At 38.0% G+C, this 17,213-nt stretch carries 15 protein-coding genes; 7 read left to right on the forward strand and 8 right to left on the reverse strand.

Going from position 1 to position 17,213, the window contains the following annotated elements:
* The 4 genes from V7083_RS13210 to V7083_RS13225 form a co-directional block, all read left to right on the forward strand.
* A partial coding sequence (locus V7083_RS13210) for a dihydrolipoamide acetyltransferase family protein (protein ID WP_335478439.1) occupies positions 1–765 on the forward strand: 765 nt, incomplete at its 5' end.
* Between the two features lie 15 nt (positions 766–780).
* Complete coding sequence (gene lpdA, locus V7083_RS13215) at positions 781–2,160, forward strand: dihydrolipoyl dehydrogenase (protein ID WP_335478441.1); 1,380 nt, start codon at positions 781–783, stop codon at positions 2,158–2,160.
* A 17-nt stretch (positions 2,161–2,177) separates the two neighbouring features.
* Positions 2,178–3,236, forward strand: coding sequence for a 2,3-butanediol dehydrogenase (locus V7083_RS13220; RefSeq protein WP_335478443.1), 1,059 nt, complete (start codon positions 2,178–2,180; stop codon positions 3,234–3,236).
* Positions 3,237–3,470: 234 nt separating this feature from the next.
* Entirely contained in the window at positions 3,471–5,351 is a 1,881-nt protein-coding gene (locus tag V7083_RS13225; RefSeq protein WP_335478445.1) for a sigma-54-dependent Fis family transcriptional regulator, read from the forward strand.
* 108 nt (positions 5,352–5,459) lie between these two features.
* On the opposite strand, the gene V7083_RS13230 is transcribed toward V7083_RS13225, so the two are convergent.
* The 6 genes from V7083_RS13230 to V7083_RS13255 form a co-directional block, all read right to left on the reverse strand.
* The gene (locus V7083_RS13230; protein WP_335478447.1) at positions 5,460–7,013 is read right to left on the reverse strand and encodes an ABC-F family ATP-binding cassette domain-containing protein; all 1,554 of its coding nucleotides are present in this window, start codon (positions 7,011–7,013) and stop codon (positions 5,460–5,462) included.
* 298 nt (positions 7,014–7,311) lie between these two features.
* Positions 7,312–9,081: an oleate hydratase gene (locus V7083_RS13235; RefSeq protein WP_335478449.1), complete on the reverse strand. Its 1,770-nt coding sequence runs from the start codon at positions 9,079–9,081 to the stop codon at positions 7,312–7,314.
* A 104-nt stretch (positions 9,082–9,185) separates the two neighbouring features.
* Positions 9,186–9,761: a TetR-like C-terminal domain-containing protein gene (locus tag V7083_RS13240; RefSeq protein WP_335478451.1), complete on the reverse strand. Its 576-nt coding sequence runs from the start codon at positions 9,759–9,761 to the stop codon at positions 9,186–9,188.
* 100 nt (positions 9,762–9,861) lie between these two features.
* Positions 9,862–10,425 carry a GNAT family N-acetyltransferase gene (locus tag V7083_RS13245; protein WP_335478453.1) on the reverse strand — a complete coding sequence of 188 codons (564 nt, stop codon included), beginning with the start codon at positions 10,423–10,425 and terminating at the stop codon, positions 9,862–9,864.
* 582 nt (positions 10,426–11,007) lie between these two features.
* A complete protein-coding gene (locus V7083_RS13250; protein ID WP_335478455.1) occupies positions 11,008–11,805 on the reverse strand; it encodes a dihydrodipicolinate synthase family protein in 798 nt (265 codons plus the stop codon).
* A 143-nt stretch (positions 11,806–11,948) separates the two neighbouring features.
* Positions 11,949–12,482 carry a cupin domain-containing protein gene (locus V7083_RS13255; protein ID WP_335478457.1) on the reverse strand — a complete coding sequence of 178 codons (534 nt, stop codon included), beginning with the start codon at positions 12,480–12,482 and terminating at the stop codon, positions 11,949–11,951.
* Positions 12,483–12,725: 243 nt separating this feature from the next.
* Between V7083_RS13255 and V7083_RS13260 the strand changes: the two genes are divergently transcribed.
* Both V7083_RS13260 and V7083_RS13265 read left to right on the forward strand, forming a co-directional pair.
* Positions 12,726–13,631, forward strand: a complete 906-nt coding sequence (locus V7083_RS13260; protein ID WP_335478459.1) for a LysR family transcriptional regulator — start codon at positions 12,726–12,728, stop codon at positions 13,629–13,631.
* Between the two features lie 67 nt (positions 13,632–13,698).
* On the forward strand, positions 13,699–14,022 hold the full coding sequence (locus V7083_RS13265; protein ID WP_335478461.1) for a helix-turn-helix domain-containing protein: 324 nt from the start codon (positions 13,699–13,701) through the stop codon (positions 14,020–14,022).
* Positions 14,023–14,239: 217 nt separating this feature from the next.
* On the opposite strand, the gene V7083_RS13270 is transcribed toward V7083_RS13265, so the two are convergent.
* Together V7083_RS13270 and V7083_RS13275 are read right to left on the reverse strand one after the other, a co-directional pair.
* Complete coding sequence (locus V7083_RS13270; protein ID WP_335478463.1) at positions 14,240–14,440, reverse strand: helix-turn-helix transcriptional regulator; 201 nt, start codon at positions 14,438–14,440, stop codon at positions 14,240–14,242.
* 10 nt (positions 14,441–14,450) lie between these two features.
* Positions 14,451–14,954: a DUF6773 family protein gene (locus V7083_RS13275; RefSeq protein ID WP_335478465.1), complete on the reverse strand. Its 504-nt coding sequence runs from the start codon at positions 14,952–14,954 to the stop codon at positions 14,451–14,453.
* 795 nt (positions 14,955–15,749) lie between these two features.
* Between V7083_RS13275 and V7083_RS13280 the strand changes: the two genes are divergently transcribed.
* On the forward strand, positions 15,750–17,060 hold the full coding sequence (locus V7083_RS13280; RefSeq protein ID WP_438823725.1) for a PhoX family protein: 1,311 nt from the start codon (positions 15,750–15,752) through the stop codon (positions 17,058–17,060).
* Positions 17,061–17,213: the final 153 nt, after the last annotated feature.

Raw genomic sequence — 17,213 nt, forward strand, 5'->3', positions numbered from 1 at the left:
GCCATAAAGAATTCATCCTCGCCGCGGACTGAAGCGAAGCAGGAATCAAGCGAAACTCCAGTGAAACCTTTAGAAGAGGCTCAGCAAATACCGGTCAGCGGCATCCGTAAAGTGATTGCAGGCCGCATGTATGACAGCTTGCAAAAAACAGCACAGCTAACCATTAACATGAAGGCCGATGTGACGGATTTAATCTCTTTACAAAAGCAAATAGCCCAAACCGTTCAAAATCGTTATGATCAAAAGTTAACGGTGACCGACTTTATTGCACGAGCCGTCGTGCTTTCCCTGCAGAAGCATGGAGAAATGAACAGTGCGTATATAGACGATAAAATTCATTTGTTCAAGAACGTCCATCTTGGCATGGCAGTTGCGCTTGAAAAAGGGTTAGTGGTTCCAGTCATCCGCAATGCCGAAAGCTGTTCACTAATTGATTTATCCCGAAACATTAAAATCATAGCTCAAAAAGCAAGACAAGCGCAGCTTAGTATCGAAGAAATGCAAGGTTCCACGTTTACGATTAGTAATCTGGGAGCATATGGTGTCGAGCATTTCACACCAGTCTTAAATCCACCTGAAACTGGGATCCTTGGTGTCGGTGCTGTTTATGATACCCCAACTTATATGGGTGAAAATTTAGAAAGAAGGAGCATTCTTCCGCTCAGTCTGACATTTGACCACCGTGTACTGGATGGAGCTCCAGCTGCAGAATTTTTACAAACAATCAAGCAGTATTTAGAAGAACCGATAACCATGCTTTTATAGAAAGAAGGGAACTACTTGACCTCGATTGCAATAATAGGTGGTGGTCCTGCTGGATATGTGGCTGCAATTACTGCAGCCCAGCAGGGGTTTGAAGTGACAATAATTGACCAGGGGCCGCTTGGAGGAACCTGTCTAAATGAAGGGTGCATGCCAACTAAAGCCCTCCTAGAAAGTGCAACAGTGTACAATAAACTTCAAAATGCTAGTGAGTTTGGAATTCAACTGCCTCCTGGCAATATTGAAATCGATTGGAATTCCGTTCAGGGCCGTAAAAACAAGATTGTTTCGACGCTGGTTCAAGGAATCCAATATCTAATGAGGAAAAATAAAGTGAAGGTAATAAAGGGTTCGGCAACTGTCCTAACGAGTCGGGTTATACGAATTGAGCATAATGGGAACCAAGAAGAGATAACGGCAGACAAAATCATTATCTCGGCGGGCTCTGAACCGATCCAGCTACCATTTGCACCGTTTGACGGTGATTGGATCATTCATAGCGGTCAGGCGATGTCGCTCCAGTCGATTCCTTCCTCGTTGCTCATTATCGGCGGAGGTGTAATCGGCTGCGAGTTTGCTAGTATTTTTAGCAGATTGGGAACAAAGGTCACCATTATCGAGATGGCAGATCAGCTGCTGCCAGGAGAAGATAAAGATGTGGCTGCGATCTTACAAAAGGAGCTTGAAAACGACGGTGTTACGATCTTTCCTTCAACTAGACTAAAAGATGTAAACAAGGATCAGAAGAAGGCGTTTATTGAAAATGATAAAGGTCTCCATGAAGTTGAATCTGATTTGGTCCTCGTTTCGATTGGTCGTAAGCCAAGGGTCAATGACTTGGGTCTTGAGAACATCGGAATTGATTTTTCAAGTCAAGGAATTGATGTAAATGAGCAAATGCAAACAAACATTCCAAATATCTATGCCTGTGGAGACGTTATCGGGGGGATTCAATTGGCCCATGTGGCTTTCCAGGAAGGAACAGTTGCTGCTTTAAACGCTTGCGGAGTCGATACACAGGTGAACTATCGTGCTGTGCCCCGCTGCATTTATACCTCACCTGAAATTGCCAGTGTAGGTTTAACGGAAAAGCAGGCGATCGACCAATATGGTGACATAAGAGTTGGGGAGTTTCCATTCTCTGCAAACGGAAAGGCGTTCATTTCCAATGAACAATCTGGAAAGGTAAAGGTGTTGGTTGAACCAGTGTATGGGGAAATTATTGGGGTATCGATTGTCGGGCCCCACGCCACCGAACTGATTGGGCAAGGTACCGTCATGCTTCATGCTGAGTTGACAACGGACAGTTTGGAACAATTTATTGCTGCCCATCCAAGTCTTTCAGAGGCCATTCATGAGGCATTACTTAGTGCCGTTGGACATGCGGTCCATGTTTAAGAAAAGGAGAAATGTTGATGAAAGCTGCTCTTTGGTATAACCAGAAGGATATAAGAGTCGAAAATATTCCAGAACCTTCGATTGAAAGAGATCAGGTGAAAATAAAAGTAGCTTATTGTGGTATTTGTGGTTCAGATTTACACGAATATTTGGCTGGCCCCATTTTCGTTCCAGTAGAAGAACCCCATCCAATTTCAAAGGATAAAGCTCCAATTGTAATGGGGCATGAGTATGCCGGGGAAGTAACAGCAATTGGGGAGGATGTAACAGGTATTAAAGTAGGGGACCGTGTGTGTGTAGAACCAATTTACAGCTGCGGGAGATGTTCTTCTTGCCAGAAAGGTCACTATAATGTTTGTGAACAATTAGGTTTTATTGGTTTGTCCGGGGGCTTGGGCGGTTTTTCAGAATACAGCGTGGTACCATCAAAGATGGTGCATAGAATCCCAGACCATATGTCATGGGAACAAGCAGCACTTGTTGAACCAACAGCTGTTGCCGTTCACGCGGTTCGCCAAAGTGATATGAAAATTGGTGATTCCATCGCCGTGATCGGTACAGGACCCATTGGATTATTAGTGATTCAAGCTGCAAAAGCTGCAGGGGCTAGTCAGATTATTGCGGTAGAGGTTTCAGCTGAACGTCGAGAGATTGCTAAACAAGCTGGAGCCCACATCGTCATTGATCCTATCGAAGTAAATCCCGTTGCAGTAATAAAAGAATATACAGGTGGACTTGGGGTTGATGTAGCATTTGAGGTAGCTGGAATCGAAGCTACGATTAATACCGCGATTGAATCAACAAAAGCAGAAGGTAATGTGGTGAATATCAGCATATGGGAAAAGCCAGCCAGTATTCCAGTAAATAATTTTATTTTAACTGAAAGAAAAATGACTAGTATAATAGCTTATCGCAACATTTTTCCTCAAGTTATTCAACTGATTGCCAATGGGCAAATTAAAGCAGCAGAATTAGTGACTAAAAAAATATCTATTGAGCAAATCATTTCTAAGGGATTTGAAGCATTAACTAAAAATAAGAACCAAATTAAGATATTAGTAGATCCTTCCTTATAATTATTTATTAAATTATCAAGCTACGTGTTTCATTGCACGTGGCTTTTTGAATTTTCTATATAATTAAAATTCTATGATTGAAAGCGAATTCCTTTTTTTGTATAATTAGAACTATACGTAACCACCACGTTTAGACGCATTTCATTTAATTCTCCTTTTTTCTTCGCAAAATTTACAACATGTAATGGATCTCAAATCACTGTTGGTAATATTTCTATGATTTCAGGAGGGTGTATGAATACGACTTTCTATTTTGATGCTTGGAAGCGATTTGTTAAAGAAGGAATTCTTGATTCAGCACGGTTGAACAAACGAATTTCGGAATCCTGGCACCGATGTAAGAAAGAAAGGGTAAACCCTTATTTAAATAAAGGTCTTGATTTATTATCAAAGGAAGAACTGGATGCCAAAAAAGAAAAGAATTCTCTGCTGATCGAAATAGCTTCCCCTTATATAAAAAAGATGGATCAGGCAATAAAAGATTCAGGCATGATGGCACTTTTGGTCGATCCAGATGGATATGTTCTATCCTTAACAGGAAACTTACAAACCTTATCGGATGCAAGGAAAATAAATTTTGTTGAAGGGGTGCGCTGGACTGAGTCTGAGGTCGGTACAAATGCAATTGGGACAGCTTTACAGACAAAAGAAGCGGTAACGATTAATGGGGCGGAACATTATTCCGTCGCTTCCCATCAATGGAGCTGTTCCGCCACACCTATTTTTCACGATAATGGAAACCTAATGGGTGTCATTGATGTTTCGTGTCCAGTGAACTATTCTCACCCCTTTATGCTCGGTATGGTCACTTCCATCTCTTATGCTATTGAAAAAGAAATCAGCAAGCGGACCTATCAAGAAGAAATAGCACTTTACCAGCAAGCAGGCCATCTGGCAGAGTCCTATCAAAACCAGCTTTTTTTGGTTTGTAATCAAAAACAAATGATTATATCCGCGAGTAAACCGCTCCGTGAAAGGTTTCCTCAATTAATTGGTATGAACCTTTACGAACTATTGCATAATGGATATCAAATTGATACACAAATGCCTTTTCATTTAAAGGAAAACAACAGGATGATTGGAAGTTACTATTTTATTTCAGAAGTGCTAACCCACCGTAAAAATATATCATTTCAAGTACAAAGCCCTTCAAAAACCTTTATCTTTAAAGGAGAGAGTGGAACGAGTGAGGTTTTTCAAAATACGTTAGCTAAAGTAAAGCTAGTTGCTCCAACAGATACCACCGTATTTATTTCAGGTGAAACCGGTTCAGGAAAAGAGTTGATTGCTCGGGCGATTCATGACAATAGCCCCCGAAAGGATGGACCATTTATTTCATTAAATTGCGGAGCGATTCCGAAAGAACTGATGGAAAGTGAGCTTTTTGGCTATGTAGAAGGGGCCTTTACCGGGGCAAGGCGGCAAGGTTATAATGGAAAATTTAAACAGGCTGAAAAGGGGACGATTTTTCTAGATGAGATAGGTGAAATCCCGCATTCCATGCAGGTGGCCTTATTGCGTGTACTTCAGGAAAAGAAAGTATCTCCGATTGGGAGTACAAAGGAAATCCCATTAGATGTCCGGATTATTACCGCAACCCACCGAGATATTACGAAACTTGTAGGAGATGGAATTTTTCGAGAAGACCTCTACTATCGCTTGAACGTTTATCCCATTGACGTACCTTCTCTTCGAGAAAGAAAAGAAGATATCCCACACCTCGTCAGGTATTTCTGTAAAGGAAATGGATGGAGCATCCCAAATATAGAGGAGCTCTCTTCTAGAATGAAAGACTATGAATGGCCAGGAAACATTCGAGAATTAATAAACGTCTTAGAGAGGCTATATATTATGTCTCTTGATGAACAGTCAACTCAGGATATTTTTGCTCATAACTTTGAATCTATCACTATTAGACATCCATCCAGCTCTTCATCAAATGCTCTGGTAAATAAAGAAGAAGCTGAAAAGAAGTTAAATGCCCGAGAAAAAATCCAAAAGGACCTAATGATGGATGCATTAAAAAAGACAAAAGGAAATGTAACCGCAGCCGCGAAATTACTAGAAATTCCTAGGAGTACTTTTTATAAAAGACTCCAAAAGTTTGGAATGTAAGGTTCTACACTCGGCAATTGGGATCTCTTTATTGATAATTTTGGTTGGTTTATAAAAAAAGGGGTATCCAAGTGAAATTTTATTCACTGGGTACCCCTTACTCTTTATTTAAAACACTTTCGTCGTCCAATCCTCACAATTCCAAATATCAGTCGCAATTTCACGATAGAAATCAGGTTCGTGGGATACCATCAAAATACTTCCGCGATAGGCCTTTAAAGCACGTTTCAATTCTTCTTTTGCGTCCACATCCAAGTGATTGGTAGGTTCGTCTAGAATTAATAAATTCGTTTCTGTGTTAATAATTTTACACAAGCGAACTTTGGCTTTTTCGCCACCAGAAAGCACTTCGACTTTACTTTCAATATGTTTCGTCGTTAGTCCACATTTTGCAAGAGCAGCACGGACTTCAGCCTGATTCATACTTGGGAACTCGCTCCAGATCTCTTCAATACACGTGTTGTAGTTGGACTGTTTCACTTCTTGCTCGAAGTAACCGATGTGTTGATACTCACCACGTTCAACTTTACCCGAAATAGGATTAATCAACCCAAGAATACTTTTTAAAAGGGTGGACTTACCAATCCCGTTTGCACCTACGAAGGCAATTTTTTGTCCGCGTTCCATTTTCAAATTCAGAGGGCGAGAAAGTGGTTCATTGTAACCAATAACAAGATCTTCAGTCGTGAAAATCCAACGACTAGCTGCACGTGCTTCTTTGAAATTAAACTCTGGTTTCGGCTTCTCTTTCCCCAATTCAATAATTTCCATTTTGTCGAGCTTCTTCTGACGAGACATCGCCATATTACGAGTCGCCACACTTGCCTTGTTACGAGCAACAAAATCTTTCAAATCAGCTATTTCTTGTTGTTGACGCTTGTATGCAGACTCTAGCTGCTGCTTCTTCATTTCATATATTTTTAAGAAGTTATCATAGTCACCTACATAGCGGTTCAACTCTTGGTTTTCCATGTGATAGATTAAGTTAACAACATTGTTCAGGAATGGAATATCATGGGAAATCAAGATAAATGCATTCTCATATTCCTGTAAATAACGCTTCAACCATTCGATATGCTGCTCATCCAAATAGTTTGTAGGTTCGTCTAGTAATAGGATTTCAGGCTTTTCTAGCAAAAGCTTAGCTAACAAAACTTTCGTACGTTGCCCACCACTAAGATCATCTACATCCCGATCGAGTCCAACTTCGTCTAATCCTAGACCACGAGCAACCTCCTCTACTTTTGCATTAATTCGATAGAAATCATTACTATCTAAAGTTTCTTGTAACTCTCCAACTTCAGCAAGTAAGGCATCGATATCCGCACCTTCATCGCCCATTTTTGCATAAAGTTCATTGATCTCTGCTTCAGCGTCAAATAGATATTGAAAAGCAGAACTCAAAGCTTCACGCATTGTTGTACCTTTTTGAAGTACTGCATGCTGATCTAAATAACCTACACGAACTTTTCGTGACCACTCGACTTTCCCTTCATCGGGCTGCAGTTTACCAGTAACGATATTCATGAAAGTAGACTTACCCTCACCATTTGCCCCAACAAGTCCAACGTGCTCTCCTTTTAAAAGTCGAAAAGACACATTATTAAAAATCGCACGATCACCGAAACCGTGGCTTAAATTTTGTACGTTTAATACGCTCATTTTTTTAACCCCTTATCTAATGTCACATGTGGATATCTTACTAGATTTTGGCTGCTTTTTCTATATGGAAGTTATTTTTTATAAAAATTGTAATTCGATTTTTGAGTAAATTGCAGTTTGCTGCATTTAATAAAATGATTTAATCTGTCTGTATAACAATTGGGTGATAGTCTATTATACAATCAAACCTGGAGGTATGATATGAGTTAATCCCATTTGGAAATAAAAGTAGAAAACATGAAGGAATTGGTTAAAAAAATCCTTCCCCATAAAGGAAGGGGAAGGGAAAGGGGGTATGCTAAATTAACTTGTATCGCTTCAATAAGTCTGGAATAACAGTTTTAGAGATAATTTGCATATATTCACTGTTAAGTAGGCTATCAGGGACTGGAATATTCAAATCAGTCAGTTTCTTACCTTCCAACATTTTTGATGTAGAATCCAGCAATACTCTAATGTCATAGCAGGAAGCAAATACTTCGGGGACTCCACGGTCTACATTTAGCAGGGTATATACAGCTTCCATTGCTGTTCTTACAGAATATTCCGTTGTAAATACCGTATCACGTACTGTCTCAGCGAACTGCCCTAAAAAGGCAAAATTAGTGCAGCCTTCCGGAACGACATTAGGTCTGTCACCTTTGGCTCTTGGCATGAAAAATGCAGTTATATATGGCATTATACAAGGAATACAATGAGCTGATTTTGTTGCCATATCATGAATTTCGGACTCGGGTACACCTAAATGATACAGCCATTCTTCCGTAATCTCGATACCGGTACATTCTCTCATTGGCTTTTTAATGTAGTTTCCTGGAACATCTACAAATAAACCGTATACCCAAACAACAAGCTGATCCTTAGGCTGATTTTTAAAATGAGGCTGACGATTTAAGGTATAGCTCATAAGCCAATTAGAATCTTTTACAGTAACGATACCGCCTGTAACGACCTTGCCGCTAAATGGGTCTCTCTTGCAAACTTTTTCAATATATGGAGGGATTCTGCCATCAAGGGTAGTCACTGTGGCTGATTCCCAAGTCGTTGCCTTTGTATTTGTACAGAATTTATCAGGGTTACCAAAGGATGGATCTTGCTTTGCGATATTTCTCCAAAGTTCCCAACAGCCTCCTTCAGAGTCATTAAATAATGGTGCATGATGATCATCGCCTAAAGAGGAATTTTCTGTACAGCTGCCGTTTGTAACAAAAACTAGGTCGTCTTCGATAAGGTCAATACACTCTAGATTACCGTCTCTTTGACAAATGATTTTAGTGGCCACTTTTTTGTCATGTTGGATATCAAAAATAATATTTGTTACCCTGGTATTATATTGGAAATGAACCCCATGGGCTTCAAGATATTTCATCATTGGTAGAATCAATGATTCGTACTGATTATATTTAGTAAACTTCAATGTGGATAAATCAGGAAGTCCTCCGAGATGGTGAATAAATCTTTGAATATACAGTTTCATCTCTAAGGCACTGTGCCAGTCTTCAAAAGCAAACATGGTTCTCCAATATAACCAGAAGTTAGAGGAGAAGAATTCTTCGGTAAATACATCTGTAATCTTCTTATCGTATAGATCTTCATCTCGGGTCATAAATACCCTCATGATTTCCATCGAAGCCTTTTCACTCAATGCAAATTTCCCATCAGTATGAGCATCTTCACCTCTATTTACCGTTGCTCTCATAAGTGAATAATTAGGGTCTTTTTTATTTAGCCAGTAAAAATCATCTAAAACAGAAGCATCTTCTGTTTCAAGGGAAGGTATGGAGCGAAACAGATCCCACAGGCATTCAAAATGGTCCTCCATTTCACGTCCGCCCCGGATTATAAATCCTTTTTGAGGGTCTTTTATGCCATCGCAGGCACCACCAGCAATAGGAAGCTCTTCCAGAATGTGAATTCGCTCGCCCTTCATCTGACCATCCCGCACCAAGAAACATGCAGCAGCTAAAGATGCCAACCCAGAACCTACAAGATATGCTGATTTTCTATCCACATCCGTTGGTTTTTTTGGACGGGCAAATGCTTCATAATTTCCATTGCTATAATACATGTTCACGACCTCCTAATCTTTATCCTTACATACTCATGATAAAAATGATTGGAGATCCCTACAATTGACAATAACGGTGCTGTGTCTAAATTTTATACAGAAGGCTATGATTGTCTAAAACTATTATCTGTCCTGAAATTTTCAAGTGCCTTAATAATATCACCACGTGTTAGAATGCTTATTTGCTCTATAATAGTTGACGGGTCTTCCCGCATACCTTTGCCAATCCAGTCAAGCATGAGCCCTGTAAAGGCATATTTATAAAAGTGAGCAATAAATGCCTGATCTTTTTCCCTAACTGACATGCCAGCAGCTTTCTCTTTTACAACCGCAATTAGAAGATTATAGGTTTCGTTATAAAGAAAGTTTTCCAAGTATTCTCGACTAAGGGAATGATATGTATTCTTTACAAAATCCTGGTTTTCAAGCAAGTATACAAAAATCTCCCTAAAACCCTGTTGCCATGTATCATAAGTCTTTTTATTTCCAAGGGCCTTTGAGGCTTCATTTGTATAAATCCATTCAACCAGATCATAGATATCCTTAAAATGGTAATAAAATGTTTGTCTATTCACTTCGCAGTCGGTTGTGATATCAGTGATAGTAATCTTTTCGAGGTTCTTTTTTGCTAATAGTTTTTTTAGGGATGCAGCAAGCGCTTTTTTAGTGGTTTGTGCCAAAAATATTCCCCCAATCAAGGACATATTGATTATAAGTCTGCGCAATTTATTATACTTGCTTTAGCAGGTGTCCAGCCCCATGGCCACCGTTTTTTCTATATTATATATAGGTACGGGAAGGGGGGCGACAATCATTTGTTTCAGATGAAATCAAACTATATGAATATGAGTCATAATATTTGTTATCCACTAAAGTCCAATGACGTAATATCCCTTCTTTTTTGAAATGGAACTTCTCTAATAATTTACAAGATGGGATATTTTCTAAAAAAACATATGCAGAAATTCTCTCCAATTTCCATTTTAAAAATATCTCTTCCAATAAAACAGATAACATTTCGGATGCAAAACCTTTTCTCTGACTATCAGGTGACACAATATAGTCGATTTCCGCACGGTGATTTCTTGCATCATATCTTTTTAGAGTGATAATCCCAACAAAATTGTTTGTATCTTTTAAGTACGCAGCATATCTTACTCCAGTTCCTTCTTCTTTCATGCGGACATTTTGCATTATAACCTCCAATGCTTCCTGTTTGCTTTTTATTGGAGATCTTCCAAAATATTTCATTGTTTCTTGGTCGGAATACAATTCAAATAATCCATTCAGGTCTTTATCTGATATGCTCTTTAAAACTAAACGCTCGCTTGATAGAATTGTCATTTATTTTACTCCCTCATCGTTCAACAAAATTATTTTTATCCATATTTTAACATGAATATTTGGTGTATTTATGAAACTTTTTCTTCTAGCATGTCGTTTTACAAGCGGGAAAATTTCATAGAATGCATATGGTTAAACAGGTAGATCGGAGAATAATATTGTTTTTGGAATACTATGCTTATATATCCTGCTAGTTAGTAGAATAAAAAAAGGCTGCTGCAGCAACCTTTTCGTGTTTAACTTATACCCCTGTTAACCAACCATACAGTGCAAAAAGGTGCTTCATCTAAAATGTCTTAATGGCTGGCGAACAGGGTCGATACACTATTATGCAATAGAGCCCATCTGTTAGTCTGACTCCAACGAACTTGGGATAGAAGCGACTGGCGTGCCGTATAGAGGAGGCACTCATGGGGATTATTGTTTTTTGGTTGTTGTGCCAGCCACTCTTAGTTTGTTGGGAAGGAAGAGTCCAATCTTAATCGCCCAATGAATTTTATGAAGATCGTCAGAAGGCCCAGCTTTTTTTAAAAAAGTATTTCTTGGGGCACTTTTCGTTTTGAGGCGAATTTAATTTTCAAGTCAGTTAATAGGAGAACGACAAGTCCCTACTTTTATACCGATAGAATTATAGTGGTTTTTTATGTTAATAATGGTTTGACCACTTGTAACTTCACTAATTAATTGGTTGATCTTCCAAAGGTCAACTGGTTTATGCATTAATAAGTCATTAAAAATTTGTTTGATTTCTTGTGGATAAACATTTCCTACCATACTAGAAAGTCCATTACATCCATTCATGATCTTTTCCGTAAGATTTACATCTCCACCAGCGAACATGATAAAATTATCTGGTAAGTCAGTATTTTGATGACGTTTCGCATCACTTTCTTCTTTAAGCCCTACAAGGTTAGAGTGCTTCTGATTAATAATTGTCTTTAATGATTCTGCACTTAGCTCAAATCCTGTTCGGAAAGGGTTATTATAAAGGACAACGTTTTTGGTGGTATGCTGTAGCAACTCATTGATATAAGAAATAGCTTGCAGTTGTGTCGGCTGAATGTAAGGTGGAAACTGAATCAGAATAGCATCAAAAACAGATTCCTCAAGCTTTTTAATTAGTCTTATTGCATCTCTAGTTCTTGTAGCGGATACGCCAAACATCAGTTCAACATTTTCAAACTTTTGTTGATTAAAATAATCAATAATTTGGATCCGCTCTTCAATGCTCATTGAATTTTGTTCCCCTGTCGTAGCAGATACAAGTAATGAATCAACCCCGTTATCTGTTAAATGTTCAACAATGGGATTAAACCCTTCTAGATATAAATTCTCATCATCACGAAAGGGAGTTGGAATAGCGACATTAAAATTTTTCATCAGTTATTTCCTCCAATGTGTGTACATTACAAGAACTAATTTGTACATGAGGTTGAATGATTTGAATGACTAAATTGTTCTATGTTTATGTTATTTAAGAGTTGTTAACATTCTTACAGACCAAAAGGATTAGTTACTATTTTTTAGTTAGTCTTTGTTTGTATAGCAGGTTTGACTATGTGGCGAGGGTCACTGCCCACCGGTTCCTCTAAAAACCAAGTGCCCATCGAAGTAAGTACTGGTACATCTTGAAATGTGTAAAGAATAGCATCCTCTGTTTGGGAAGTGTTGCAATGCTCATGAGCAGACCAAGGAGGAGCTAAGAATAGATCACCTTTTTCCCATTCAATCTTTTCTCCATCCACGATACTATAACCCTCTCCCTGAAAAACTAGATTTAGAGCTACATTTGTATGACGATGAGCTTTGTTATGTTCACCAGGTTTAAAAATTTGGACGACTACGTTCATAGTTGAGGATGTTCCATACGCCTCTCCTGTATCATGGTGAATAAGTGACAATGTTCCACGTCCACTTTCAAGAAAGTCTTCCGATACTGATTCATTGAGTAATGGATAAATGTCTTTCCATTTCCATGAACAAGCTCGAACGGCAGGCTTTCTACTCTTTTTTAAGAACTCACTGTACTTAATAATCTCTGTTCTTTGACTACACATACTATCACTCTCCACTAAATTTTTTACACAGTTTAGAGACCTACTTGGGTTCCTGTGTAATTAATAGTCTAGGATAGTTCAATCGATAGTTCAATTCAATTATTAATATAATAACCATAGGTTTAACCTATGATATAATGGTTAGGATCTCAAACTTTTATAAGATTCCTATGAAATAGAATGTTAATGAATTTCCAAGCTGAAAATGTAGGAATGATCACTGTTAAAATCAGGAGGTATAGAATGGAGTTAAGACAACTTGAATATTTTTACACTGTGTGTCAAGAATTACATTTTACTAGAGCAGCAGAAAAGGTAGGGATTTCTCAACCTTCTTTAAGTCAACAAATTCGTTTATTAGAACATGAAATTGGCACACCTTTATTTGATCGTATTGGTAAAAAGACGGCTCTTACAGAATCAGGGGAATTACTCCTGAAATATACACGTAACATTTTTCATGAACTAGAACAGGCAAAAACCTCAATAAATGAACTAAACGGACTTCAAAGAGGAACCATTTCTATAGGCACCTTATTAACCGTTGAAAATTACCTTATTCCTCCCATTTTACGTAATTTTCATCATTTATATCCTGGTGTTAAGATATCTGTGTTTGGATTACGTACTGGGGATATTCATAAACAACTGTTAGAAAATAAGTTGGATATGGGGATTGTTTTTTTACCTATGAAAAGGGATGAATTGGAAACCATCCCCTTATATAAAGAAGAAATGGCGTTTGCAGTGCCTGTTGGACACCCGTTAGAGAAACAAAGTACGTTAAGTATAGAAGTCTTGCATACAACACCTTCCATCTTACTTCCTGAACAATATTTTATAAGACAACTTATTAATAAAGCTTGTAAAGACATGGGCTTTATTCCAGAACCGGTCTTTGAAATTACAACCATGCAATCTTTAATAAATATGGTGATCGATAGGGTCGGGGTAACGATATTACCGAGACCTTACTTAGAGTACCTTAACCATCCTGGTATCAGAATTATTCCTATTCAAAATGGTAACCTTGCCCGTGATATAGGAATTATCTACAGGAAAGATAAATACCTGAGTGTTGCGACACGTATTTTTATTAATACGTTAAAAGAGGCTTCACTTCATTTAAATCAGACTATTGGAATGTAGTGATTACGAAAAATAAAAAAATTATGGTTATTTACTATTCTTCAATAGTTATTAAAGGGGTGGAAGTATGAAAAATAATTTTATAGCATTATCAATTATTAGTTTAGGAATTTGTTTGTTAATCGGCAGCATTTTAATAGCAAATGGGTTGAAAAATGAAAAAAAGACTCCTTTAAATATGCCGATTCAACACCAATTACTTACACAATCAGAGTTAGCAAAGTATCTCGGTTTAAGTGTAAAAGAAATTCAAAAATTGGGTCCAGTATCAAATACTGAAGGGGTGATAACGAGCGAAATACCTTATATTAAAATTGGACATAGATATTATTACTCAAAAAGTGCAATTGATAGATGGTTAAGAAGTAAAGACTCCATTACTGTCCAATAATTTTTATAGGAACACAGCATTTTTTATCTTAGTATAATGTTGTGGGCGAATTTGGGAGATATAAAAAGGACACTTGCGAGATGCCCTTTTTTGTTGTTCTATTAAAATTACAGATAGAGTATTCCTAAAAATTGCTTTAGCATCAGGCGCCAATGAGTGACTAACATAGCACCTGACACTGGCATCAGGTTATATAAAGTGAAGAGGTTATAAATCGCTAATTTTCTTCATCCCAAAATAAATCATTTAATGTGCAGGAGAGGACTTTGCAGATTTTAATGCACAGACTTAAGGAGGGATTGTATTTTCCAGATTCAATCAAGCCAATCGTTTGTCTAGATACACCAACAGTTTTGGCTAGTTCTTCCTGCGACAACTCTTTCTCAACTCTTGCTAGCTTTAATTTCATATTTTTCATGGGAATTTACCTACAACTTGTTCTCATCGTCACGATTTTTAAGACTTATTTTTTTTGCCAACAAGTGGACACCGCCAAAAAGGAGAAGAAAAATTGGCAAATAGATCATTATTGAAACAAATAAAACGAGTATAAAGTACCATAAACCTTGAGTAGTGCCGTTGGCGTATGATACAGCACTATTCACTCCAAATATGATAGCAATAACTAATGCTAAACCAATACTGGACCAAACGGTCTTTGTTCCCATTGTTGTTTTATTCATACGATCATGCATCTCAACTTCATCCCAATAAACCCCTAAGAAAATACTCCTAATTAAAAAATAGATCCCCCCAAGGAAAAGAATGACTAATTCTAGAATCATCAACTTAAGTTCAAAACCATGGTTGGCAACTTTTATCCCGATACTTACAAGACAAATGACCATAATCAGATAGTACATTTCTTTAAATATTTTGTTGCGGATATTTTCAATACGCTCATCGGTAGCTGTACGATTAAACAATTTCATTCCAATCAACCTCCATTTTTAATCTTATTTTAATTATATGATATAATTTACATTTTGCAATATATATATTGCATTATGGAAAAAATATTAGTCATCATATTAAATTAGAACTCTTCGACACCCTAAATGTTGATAGATGCAAACTACACATGCGGGAATTTTTTTGTAGTTCTTTATAAATGGTGCTTGTAATGTAAAAGACAAAAAGTTTTATGAAACCTTAACATTGGGTTTACCACTATTTAACAGGTGATTAATAATAGTCTTCTATAATCAAAGAGAAGTAAATGATTGGAAAAACGATAAATTAGGAGTGAAGTGAATTTGAAAAAGTACCTAATACCTACACTGGCAGTATCTGTTTTACTTTCTTCGGTCGGTTCTGTTTTAGCAGCACCTTCTCAACCACAAAGGATCAAATCGGTAGAGTTCATTGGAATGGATGCGCCAAAGACGGCTGATGAGAAAAATAATCTTATATATTCAAAGGCTTCTGTAGAAGTTACATATGTGAATGGAAGCAAGAAAAAACTCCCACTAAGCTATAAAACATTGTTCAGACCTGGTGACGTCATCAATGGAAAAACAGCCGGTGTGACCATGAATGCAAATCGTGAAATTATGACCAAGCCAGATGGTACCCCTTATACATCAACTGCTCCTGACATGAATAGTTTAATGAAGGTGCCTGGGTTACCAGCAAACACCTATTATTTAATTAACCACTATGAATCCATGCCTAAGAATCAGAATGGGCTAGAAAACCCGGGAACGATGAGTTTAAGTACTGTAAAAATGGATCCGGAAACAGGCGAACTTTCAGTTGTTGATAGTAAACCCATTGATTTTTCTTCCGTTCACGGCATTTGGAAACCTTGTGCAGGATTGTTGACCCCGTGGAATACGCATCTTGGTTCCGAAGAGACCGATCCGGATGCAAGGGCACATGAGGCGAATCCAAAAACATCATCGGTAACCAAGTATATGCAAAACTACTATAACGATCCAACACTTGTAGGAAATCCTTATTATTATGGCCATGTCCCGGAAGTAACTGTAAATGCAAAAGGAGATACAAGCGTTGTAAAGCATTACAGCATGGGACGTATGGCATTCGAGCGGGTGAAAGTGATGCCCGATAATCGAACAGTGATTTATGGAATTGACAGTAATCCTGGCGGGTTCTTCATGTATGTGGCTGACAAGGAAAAAGATTTATCAGCTGGTACTTTATATGCTGCAAAGTGGATTCAGACGGGGACAGTTAATGGCGGTTCGGCAAATCTGGAATGGATCAAGCTTGGTCATGCAACAGATGCAGAAATTCAAAAAATGGCTGATACCCTTAAATTCAGCGATATTTTCGACGTCACCAATGATGCTGATAAAGGGCAAACAGAAGGATACAAGCCAGTCAAAACATCTGCCAATGGAAAGAAAGTGGAATGGTTGAAAGTGAAGCCGGGAATGGAAAAAGCAGCTGCTTTCTTAGAAACCCACCGCTATACGGCGTACGTTGGTGGAACAGTAGAATTTAATAAGATGGAAGGTCTCGATTTTAACGGAAAAGACAATAAGGCATACGTGGCCATCTCCTATCAGGAAAACACCATGCTTGCTGAACCGACCGCACCTGCTGATGATATTCGATTACCAAAAATTANNGTTTATGAGGTTTCCTTCAAACCAAATCGGAAAACAAATGATGGCGAAAAGATTGACAGTCATTATGTGCCTGTCAGTATGGAAGGTCTTGTAATGGGTGAGGACTTAATTTCTCCAGATCAAAATGGGAACACTGCTAATGATGACAAGATTGCCAACCCGGATAACATTGTCTATTCACAAGAAATGAGAACTTTATTTATTGCTGAAGATTCTAGTCATCATGTAAATAATTATACGTGGGCTTACAATGTAGACAGTAAAGAGCTTTCCCGAATTCTATCAGTTCCAGACGGTGGGGAATCCACTGGCTTACAAATGGTCGAAAATTTGGATGGTCACACTTATCTCATGAACAGTTCACAAAATCCAGGCTATGTAGGGTACATTTCTGGGCTTCCCTCTTTGGAAGTAGACCAAAAGGGAAAAAACACCAAATAAATAACATTTAGGGCAGTCTTGTATGCAAGACTGCCCCTTTGTGAGTTTAGCAGCCTTTTTGCGATTAAATCCACTAAGTGCTATATATGTCTAGTTCAGATGAATCTACTCCCTCTAAAAATAGAAAACTCCTTATTTATTGGCTCTGTTAAA

The sequence above is a fragment of the Bacillus sp. JJ1764 genome (assembly GCF_036962145.1).
Lineage (GTDB): Bacteria > Bacillota > Bacilli > Bacillales > Cytobacillaceae > Neobacillus.

Excerpts from the sequence above, each read along its gene's own strand:
- V7083_RS13250 (WP_335478455.1), bottom strand. The coding sequence starts at position 11,805 with ATGAAAAATTTTAATGTCGCTATTCCAACTCCCTTTCGTGATGATGAG.
- V7083_RS13235 (WP_335478449.1), bottom strand. The coding sequence starts at position 9,081 with ATGTATTATAGCAATGGAAATTATGAAGCATTTGCCCGTCCAAAAAAA.
- V7083_RS13220 (WP_335478443.1), top strand. The coding sequence starts at position 2,178 with ATGAAAGCTGCTCTTTGGTATAACCAGAAGGATATAAGAGTCGAAAAT.
- V7083_RS13275 (WP_335478465.1), bottom strand. The coding sequence starts at position 14,954 with ATGAAATTGTTTAATCGTACAGCTACCGATGAGCGTATTGAAAATATC.
- V7083_RS13230 (WP_335478447.1), bottom strand. The coding sequence starts at position 7,013 with ATGAGCGTATTAAACGTACAAAATTTAAGCCACGGTTTCGGTGATCGT.
- V7083_RS13260 (WP_335478459.1), top strand. The coding sequence starts at position 12,726 with ATGGAGTTAAGACAACTTGAATATTTTTACACTGTGTGTCAAGAATTA.
- V7083_RS13265 (WP_335478461.1), top strand. The coding sequence starts at position 13,699 with ATGAAAAATAATTTTATAGCATTATCAATTATTAGTTTAGGAATTTGT.
- V7083_RS13225 (WP_335478445.1), top strand. The coding sequence starts at position 3,471 with ATGAATACGACTTTCTATTTTGATGCTTGGAAGCGATTTGTTAAAGAA.
- V7083_RS13255 (WP_335478457.1), bottom strand. The coding sequence starts at position 12,482 with ATGTGTAGTCAAAGAACAGAGATTATTAAGTACAGTGAGTTCTTAAAA.
- V7083_RS13270 (WP_335478463.1), bottom strand. The coding sequence starts at position 14,440 with ATGAAAAATATGAAATTAAAGCTAGCAAGAGTTGAGAAAGAGTTGTCG.
- V7083_RS13245 (WP_335478453.1), bottom strand. The coding sequence starts at position 10,425 with ATGACAATTCTATCAAGCGAGCGTTTAGTTTTAAAGAGCATATCAGAT.